The organism is Collinsella aerofaciens (assembly GCF_039752985.1).
In the GTDB taxonomy this organism is placed as follows: domain Bacteria; phylum Actinomycetota; class Coriobacteriia; order Coriobacteriales; family Coriobacteriaceae; genus Collinsella; species Collinsella aerofaciens_BT.
Genome location: NZ_JBDMHA010000076.1, coordinates 1 through 8427, shown reverse-complemented (window position 1 = coordinate 8427; position 8427 = coordinate 1). Strand labels below are relative to the sequence as shown.

The 8427-nt window shown below is 59.8% G+C and carries 6 protein-coding genes and 3 tRNA genes; 5 read left to right on the top strand and 4 right to left on the bottom strand.

From position 1 onward, the window contains the following. Positions 1-411: 411 nt before the first annotated feature. Positions 412-1224, bottom strand: coding sequence for a transposase (locus ABHR76_RS08930; RefSeq protein WP_346977433.1), 813 nt, complete (start codon positions 1222-1224; stop codon positions 412-414). 403 nt (positions 1225-1627) lie between these two features. Here ABHR76_RS08930 and ABHR76_RS08925 point away from each other — a divergent pair, with 403 nt between their 5' ends. The 3 genes from ABHR76_RS08925 (at position 1628) to ABHR76_RS08915 (ending at position 5168) form a co-directional block, all read left to right on the top strand. Next, positions 1628-2362, top strand: coding sequence for an iron-sulfur cluster assembly scaffold protein (locus tag ABHR76_RS08925; RefSeq protein ID WP_006235554.1), 735 nt, complete (start codon positions 1628-1630; stop codon positions 2360-2362). A gap of 18 nt (positions 2363-2380) precedes the next feature. Further along, complete coding sequence (locus ABHR76_RS08920) at positions 2381-3385, top strand: GGGtGRT protein (RefSeq protein ID WP_006235553.1); 1005 nt, start codon at positions 2381-2383, stop codon at positions 3383-3385. Between the two features lie 256 nt (positions 3386-3641). Continuing rightward, complete coding sequence (locus ABHR76_RS08915) at positions 3642-5168, top strand: FAD-dependent oxidoreductase (RefSeq protein WP_346977431.1); 1527 nt, start codon at positions 3642-3644, stop codon at positions 5166-5168. Positions 5169-5738: 570 nt separating this feature from the next. On the opposite strand, the gene ABHR76_RS08910 is transcribed toward ABHR76_RS08915, so the two are convergent. From ABHR76_RS08910 to ABHR76_RS08900, 3 genes are all read right to left on the bottom strand, one after another. Further along, a tRNA-Lys gene (locus ABHR76_RS08910) sits at positions 5739-5814 on the bottom strand. A gap of 43 nt (positions 5815-5857) precedes the next feature. Beyond that, a tRNA-Lys gene (locus ABHR76_RS08905) sits at positions 5858-5933 on the bottom strand. Positions 5934-5955: 22 nt separating this feature from the next. Then, a tRNA-His gene (locus tag ABHR76_RS08900) sits at positions 5956-6032 on the bottom strand. Between the two features lie 166 nt (positions 6033-6198). On the opposite strand from ABHR76_RS08900, the gene ABHR76_RS08895 reads away from it, so the two are divergent. Both ABHR76_RS08895 and ABHR76_RS08890 read left to right on the top strand, forming a co-directional pair. Continuing rightward, a complete protein-coding gene (locus ABHR76_RS08895) occupies positions 6199-7380 on the top strand; it encodes a pyridoxal phosphate-dependent aminotransferase (protein ID WP_346977429.1) in 1182 nt (393 codons plus the stop codon). 141 nt (positions 7381-7521) lie between these two features. Beyond that, complete coding sequence (locus ABHR76_RS08890; protein ID WP_117746673.1) at positions 7522-8412, top strand: ROK family protein; 891 nt, start codon at positions 7522-7524, stop codon at positions 8410-8412. The last annotated feature ends 15 nt before the right edge of the window (positions 8413-8427 follow it).

Sequence of the window (8427 nt, the reverse complement as noted above, 5' to 3'; positions counted from 1 at the left end):
GGTCCCATAGGATGCTGCGTGCATTTTTGCGAGTATTCAGCACGCCAAGCTGTGTGCATACGCATCGGAAGCGTTAATCAACGTCTCCAGGCGCATAAATATTGTGTTTTAGACCAGACATCGCGGTCTGACGGGACGCAGGCACATACTCCGGGGGTGCAACGGCAGGGATCAATAGCTTAGGGGCCCGTGTGTTGCAAGATTGTGGCAGTGCCGACAGCACCACGATGCTGAAAACTCCGTTTTTTGCACGGCGCAGACGGGGGTAGGCACGGGCAAACCCGGACTGAGCTGTTATTTTATGCAAGATGACGATTGTTCTATGCATATTAAGAAGTGCAGTTACCGTACCAAGCTTTTGAACGCTGGTTGCGGCGTATGGACGACCCCAGCTGCGGTGAACAGGCGACCCTACATCACGTTTCCGCCAGCCCGCATCGCCGTTCGCGCGCGGGCGCGCACGATACGAGAGACGGTACTTTTGCCAATCCCGGTATACCGCTCAATCTGACGCACTGTAAAGCCGGCATTGTTCAATCCAACAATAACGGTATCGCGCTGCGCCGGCGGTACAGTTTTAACCCCGTTGAGCGGAACCCCTAGCTCCTTCGCCAACTTGTTGGCAAAGGCGTGGCGTTCCCACTCCGTCTCTTTCATATCGCGCAGCGCCGGTTCGCCGCTGTCGGGCGTCGAAAGCGAATAGGCAATAAAGCCCTCGGCAGAACCAAAAAGCTCAAGCACGCAAGAAGGATCAGAAAATCCCCTCGCGACATCGGCCGCGTCACCGTCGTAAGCGCACAAATGCTCCGGAAAGCTGCTCCAGGGATAACGCTCAATGAGACTGATGCCCGCCTCCTGCGGATCGGCGTGAACGGAGCGAATAGCCTCCATCACCTGCCAGTCGGTATCGAGCGAGCGCCGGTCAAAATGGTTCTGGAACAGATGCCCTGTGCGCCCCGTGCGTTTATTGAACCGCCGCGCGTACGTCAAAAGCAGCCGGTGCATCGCCGCGCTCATCGCGTCCTCGTAATCTGCAAGCACCAGACGCACGTGATTGCCCATAAGGCACCAGGCGATAACCGTCACGCCCGCCTTGCGGCAGCACTCACGCATCAGCTCCAAGAACTCCCACCGGTCTTCATCGCCCTCAAAGATGAGCTGCTTGCCCGTACCGCGGGCACAGACATGGTAAAAGCCGGTAACCGTTCTCCAAACGCGCTGCATGGCGCTCCCTTCGCCGGGATCTGCTTGCCATCCAATACAGCACGATTGAAGCGTGCCATCAAAACATTCACGCAAAACAATTCGCTCGCGCGGCCAAAGGCAGTAAACAGGCGGCGAACGGCACCGTTGCAACAGGTCAACCCCTGCAACGCTTACAAAAGCTGACCAAAAGCTTGCCCAAGACGGACCCCCTCTACGGAAGTGCACGACCACAGAATATAGAGTTAAACCGTTTCAATTGAAAGTTCCGCGCATCTCGCTACGAAAACTGAGCCGTTCGCCGAATATTCCGTGCATTTCGCGGTATTATAGGGGCTGCATGTCATGTCCCTTTCGAAGGGTCGCCCGGCAATCGCCAGCCACGGCCCCCAGACGGGACGCCAACACGATAGAGAGGAGAGGCATGCAGTACTCACAGGAAGTGGAGAACATGTGCCCCGTTGCCAAGGGTGCATACCACGGCCCCGCACCCATCCCCGAGGAGGGCAAGTGGGTCCAGGCTAAGGAGATTTCCGACATCTCCGGTCTTACGCACGGTGTGGGTTGGTGCGCACCTCAGCAGGGCGCCTGCAAGCTCACGCTGAACGTCAAGGACGGCATCATCGAGGAGGCCCTCGTTGAGACCATCGGCTGCTCGGGTATGACCCACTCTGCCGCCATGGCTTCCGAGATCCTTCCCGGTAAGACCATCCTCGAGGCCCTCAACACCGACCTCGTCTGCGACGCCATCAACGTTGCTATGCGCGAGATCTTCCTGCAGATCGTTTACGGCCGCAGCCAGACCGCGTTCTCCGAGGGCGGCCTGCCCGTGGGCGCCTCCCTCGACGACCTCGGCAAGGGCCTTCGCTCTCAGGTCGGCACCATGTTCGGCACCAAGGCCAAGGGCGCTCGTTACCTCGAGCTCGCTCAGGGCTACGTCACCCGCATGGCTCTCAACGACAAGAACGAGATCATCGCATTCGAGTTCCTGAACCTCGGCAAGTTCACCGACGCCGTCAAGGCCGGCAAGACCCCCGAGGAGGCCATCGCTGGCGCTATGGGCCACTATGGTCAGTGGGAGAATGCTGCCAAGTACATCGACCCGCGCACCGACGAGGAGACTCACTCCGTCGCCAGCGTGTTCCCGGTTCATGAGTAGAAAGGGAGGGAAATAACTATGACTGTTACGTTCGAAGGTTACGAGCGCCGCGCTGACAAGATCAACAAGTGCCTCGCCGACAACGGCATCGCCTCCCTCGAGGAAGCTCTGCAGATCTGCACCGACAAGGGCTTCAACCCGCGTGAGATCGTCAACAACACCCAGTCCATCGCCTTCCAGAACGCCGAGTGGGCCTACACCCTCGGTTGCGCTCTCGCTGTCAAGCGTGGCGCCAAGTCCGCTTCTGAGGCTGCCGCCATCATCGGCGAGGGCATCCAGGCCTTCACCGTTCCCGGCTCCGTCGCCGAGGACCGCAAGGTCGGTCTGGGCCACGGCAACCTGGGCGCTATGCTGCTCTCCGACGACACCGAGTGCTTCGCCTTCCTGGCCGGTCACGAGTCCTTCGCTGCCGCTGAGGGTGCTATCGGCCTGGCTCTGAACGCCAACAAGGCTCGCAAGAAGCCGCTGCGCGTCATCCTCAACGGTCTGGGCAAGGACGCTGCTCAGATCATCGCCCGCATCAACGGCTTCACCTACGTGAAGACCCAGTTCGACTACTTCACGGGCGAGCTCAAGGTCGTCGAGACCATCCCCTACTCCGATGGTCCCCGCGCCGCCGTCAACTGCTACGGCGCCGACGACGTCCGCGAGGGCGTTGCCATCATGTGGCACGAGAACGTCGACATCTCGATCACCGGTAACTCCACCAACCCCACGCGCTTCCAGCACCCCGTCGCTGGCACCTACAAGAAGGAGCGCCTCGAGGCTGGCAAGAAGTACTTCTCCGTCGCTTCTGGTGGCGGCACTGGTCGTACCCTGCACCCGGACAACATGGGCGCCGGCCCTGCCTCTTACGGCATGACCGACACCATGGGCCGTATGCACTCCGACGCCCAGTTCGCCGGTTCTTCCTCCGTGCCTGCGCACGTTGACATGATGGGTCTCATCGGCATGGGCAACAACCCCATGGTCGGTGCCACCGTCGCCTGCGCTGTCGCCGTCGAGGAGGCCCTCAAGGCCTAATCGCGCCCGCGCGATGCTCATATAGTTGAGCTTTGGAGCCGCTACCCACCCAGGTAGCGGCTCTTTTTGTTTGCGCTGTCGCAGGGTAGCTAATGCCGATATATCAGTTGGGGCGAAATACAAGATGTGATGAGATGGAGCGTCAGAGCGTCCATGACGCCCACCTGCCATATTTGCCCTTTACCGATTTGCCGAGTCTTTGCGGCCCCATTGCCGATCACCCGTGCGACAATGCGCCGGACGAGAAAGGAATCCGATGGAATCGACTGATGTACTGGTAATTGGATCTGGCATTGCAGGCCTTTGCGCCGCCATCGAAGCGGCACGCACGGGTGCAACCGTCACTGTGGCAAGCGCCGGCAAGACTATGAGTGGATCGAGCTTCTTCTCCGGGACCTGGGGCCTAGGGCTTATCGGACCCGTTAACGAAGACGACGAGCAGGACCTCATCGACACCATCCTGGCCGTCGGCGGCGGCGTTGCCGACCCCGAACTCGTCCAAGCGTTCGTCCACGGCATTCCCCAAGCGATTGACTGGCTCGAGCAAGACCTGGGCGTTGAGCTCCAGCGTCCGCAAAGCGCCAAGAGTGCTCAACAAAAGCAATTTATCCCCTGCTTTGACCACAAGACGCGCATGTGGCGCGGCCTCACCCGCAAGCCCCTTGAGGACGCTCTGACGACCTGGATCGAGTCGCTCGGCATTCGCCTGCTCCCCCGCCATGAGCTTATCGACCTTGTTGAGGACACGAACGGCAGAATAACCGGAACCGTACTCTACGACCTTACCGAAAATCGAATCGTGCCCTTTGCTGCCAAGGCCACGGTCATCGCAGCCGGTGGCACAGGCGGCCTGTTCGAGCGCAGCCTTACGTCGGCTGATGTGCTCAGTTCCTCGCAGGCCATCGCACTCGCGCACGGCGCAACACTTACTAATATAGAGTTCATGCAGATGATGCCCGGCTTCATCGAGCCCAAGCGCAACTTGGTCTTCAACGAGAAAACCTGGCGCTACGTACATGTAGACCAGCCGGTAGATATTGCAGACGACAAGCTGGACGACCTGCTCGAGCAGCGCTCTGGATATGGTCCTTTCACGTCACGCTTGGCCTCCCGCGCTATCGATCTCGTCATCGATCAGGCAGGTGTCGAAGGCCTGGCACTCCACTACGACTTCCCCCGCGAGGATATCCCAGAGTTTGTGCAGACCTTTGCCACCTGGCTGCAAGACGAGCACGGCATCGCCCCGACTGACGAGATGCGCGTTGCGATGTATGCCCACGCCGCTAACGGCGGTATCAAGATCGATAAGACCGCATACACGGGTGTTGAGGGCCTCTACGCCTGCGGCGAGGCAACAGGCGGTATGCACGGCGCCGACCGCATCGGTGGCTTGTCAAGCGCCAACGGCATCGTGTTCGGGCGCATCGCAGGCGCATCGGCAGCCCTTGCAGCGCAGAATGCACCTGAGATGGCCCCGAAGGCGGATATCGACCTCCCCCACTACGGCATTGCCACAACAGATGCTGAACGCCTGACACACGGCCTTAAGCACACGATGAGCACCTATTGCATGATCAACCGAACCGAGACGGGCCTATCCGAGGCACTACACGAGCTTGAGGGCTTGAAGACGGAGACAACGACCTTGAGCACACAGAAAGCCCAGGACAGCGAAGTCGCAGCCCTCGCCCGCCTGCAATCGCAGATTCGACTAGCACAGGAAATGGTCAAAGCCATGCGCAAGCGAACTGAAAGCTTAGGTTCGCACTATCGAGCAGACTAAATCGATTCTCACTTTGAGTTTGATCACAACTTCTCAACATGCATCGAGCCCCGTGAGCATAATTCTCATAAGGAGAGCACGTTTATGGGGCTTTAGCCGTGTTTCCCTAAGGGAATCACGGTGCAGTTTCCCCAACTTCGCGCCCCGACGGGTTCGACCCCATGCGAGGTCAACAAAAAACGACCAGCCTGAGCCAGTCGCTTTAACAATCTTTGGGTGGGCCGTCAGGGGGTCAGCCTGCTGCGCAGGCGGTCACTGCGGCGCTTCGCGCCTTGCGCGCTGCGCTGGCAAATGCTTACGCATTTCCTCAGCTCCGCGCCCCGACGGGTTCGACCCCGTGCGAGGTCAACAAAAAAGCGACCAGCCTAAGCCAGTCGCTTTAACGATCTTTGGGTGGGCCGTCAGGGGGTCAGCCTGCTGCGCAGGCGGCCGCTGCGGCGCCAAGGCGCCTTGCGCGCTGCGCTGGTAAATGCTTACGCATTTCCTCAGCTCCGCGCCCTTTCGGGTTCGACCCCATGAAAGGTCAACAAAAAAAGACGGCCAACCGAAGTTGACCGTCTTAACTTGCTTTGGTGGGCCGTCAGGGGGTCGAACCCTGGACCTTGGGATTAAGAGTCCCCTGCTCTACCAACTGAGCTAACGACCCAAAGCTAAAGTCCGTTGTGACGGACTTTAGAGGAGATATCGTGTGGTGGGCCGTCAGGGGGTCGAACCCTGGACCTTGGGATTAAGAGTCCCCTGCTCTACCAACTGAGCTAACGACCCGATATCAACACGAAGCAAGAACTGGGGTGGGTAAAGGGACTCGAACCCTCGACCTACGGGACCACAACCCGTCGCTCTAGCCAACTGAGCTACACCCACCGTGTCCTGTGCGCTTCGCGCTCGACTATTATTGCAAGGAACGCCACGCGATGCAAGCCCCAATTTTCAAGAATTTTGAAAAGAGTTTTTCGAGACCATTTCGAGCAAATCCCACCGGTTTCATAGGAGTAAACTTGCCCCACTGCAAATCCTCGAAAGGACCGTCATGAAAGAACTCTCCAACCGCACGGCAAGATTTACCGATTCGGTCATCCGCCGCATGACACGCATCTCCAATAAGTACGGCGCTGTCAATCTCTCGCAGGGCTTCCCTGACTTCGATCCCCCGGCGCAGCTGCTCAACAGCCTGAGCACCATCGCCGCCGATCCCAAGCCGCTCTATCACCAGTACTCCATCACCTGGGGCTCCCAGGCCATGCGCGAGGCGCTCGCCGCCAAACAGGAGCACTTTATGGGCATGCCGGTGAACCCCAACGAGAATATCGTAGTCACCTGCGGCTCTACCGAGGCCATGATGGCCGCCATGATGACGGTCACCAACCCCGGCGACAAGGTCGTCATCTTCTCGCCGTTCTACGAGAACTACGGCGCCGACACGATCCTTTCGGGTGCCGAGCCCATCTACGTGCCGCTCAACCCGCCCACATTCGACTTTGACCGCGAGACACTCGAGGCGGCCTTCCGCGACAACGACCCCAAGGCCATCGTCCTGTGCAACCCTTCCAACCCCTGCGGCAAGGTCTTTACACGCGATGAGCTCACCTTTATCGCCGACCTCTGCAAAAAGTACGACACCTACTGCATCACCGACGAGGTCTACGAGCACATCGTCTACGCGCCCCACGAGCACGTCTATATGGCCACGCTGCCCGGCATGTTTGAGCGCACCATCAGCTGCAGCTCGCTGTCCAAGACCTACTCCATCACCGGCTGGCGTCTGGGCTACACTATCGCCCCTGCCGAAATCACCGAGCGCATCAAAAAGGTCCACGACTTCCTCACCGTGGGCGCCGCCGCTCCCCTGCAGGAAGCCGTCGTCACCGCCCTCAAATTCGACGGCAGCTATTACGATGAGGTCCTCGACCTCTACACCGCCAAGCGCGACCTGTTCTGCCAGGGACTCGACAGCATCGGTCTTGAGCATAGCGTGCCGCAGGGCGCCTACTACGTCATGATGGACATCTCTGAGTTTGGCTATGACAGCGACCTCGAATTCTGCGAGGACCTCGCGTCTAAGGTGGGTGTGGGCGCCGTGCCCGGCTCGAGCTTCTTCCGCGAGCCCGTCAACCACCTGATTCGTTTCCACTTTGCCAAGCGAGACGAGACGCTTAACGCGGCGCTGGAGAACCTCAAGTCGCTACGTGATAAAATCAAGCCGCGCGGGTAAGGACGGCCCGGCAACTAAAGTAACCAAAGAAGCCCCGCACCGCCCGCCGCGTTGCGAGGCTTCTTTCTATAGCGCTTTCTTAAATGGTTTAGAGCTCTATACTTTAGTCACGGAGCAACTCGTCCCAGAGAAAGGAATACTATGGCAGAGCAGCAGCTTATCGGAGCGCTCGAGGCCGGCGGCACCAAGATGGTCTGCGCCACGGGCTATGCGGACGGTACGGTCCTGGAGCGTGAGCAGATCGCGACCACGACCCCGCAGGAGACCGTCGAGGCCGTCAACGCGTGGTTTGCCGACAAGGGCATCGCCGCGCTGGGCATCGGCGCCTTTGGCCCCACCGCAGTCAACCCTGCCTCGCCCCAATACGGCAAGATCCTGGAGACGCCCAAAACGGCATGGCGCTACTTTGACCTGCTGGGCACTATCCAAAACGAGCTCAATATCCCCTGCGGCTACGATACCGACGTCAACGTCGCCTGCCTAGGCGAGGTCACGTTTGGTTGCGCCAAGGGCCTTACCGATGTGGTCTACCTGACCATCGGCACCGGCGTGGGCGCCGGCGTGCTCTCGGGCGGTAAGCTCGTGCACGGCATGATGCATCCCGAGGCCGGCCACATCCTGGTCACGCGCGACCCGCGCGACACCATCGGCGAGCATAGCGCCTGCCCCTTCCACGACAACTGCCTCGAGGGCCTCATCGCCGGCCCCGGCGTTAAAAAGCGCTGGGATGGCAAGAGCGCCGGAGACATGGCCGATGACCCGGAGGCCATGGACCTGCTCGCCGGCTATCTGGCACAAGCACTCATGACCTACACGCTGTGCTACGCGCCGCAAAAGATCATCATCGGCGGCGGCGTGGCCGACCACACCCCCATCGTGCCGCTCGCACGCAAGAAGTGCGCCGAGATGCTCAACGGCTATATCGTCACGCCCGAGGTCAACGACATCGATAACTACATCGTCAACAACAGCCTCGAGGGCAAGCAGGGCATTATGGGCTGCCTGGCCCTGGGCGCACAGGCGCTTCAGTAGCAGACGCACCCACAG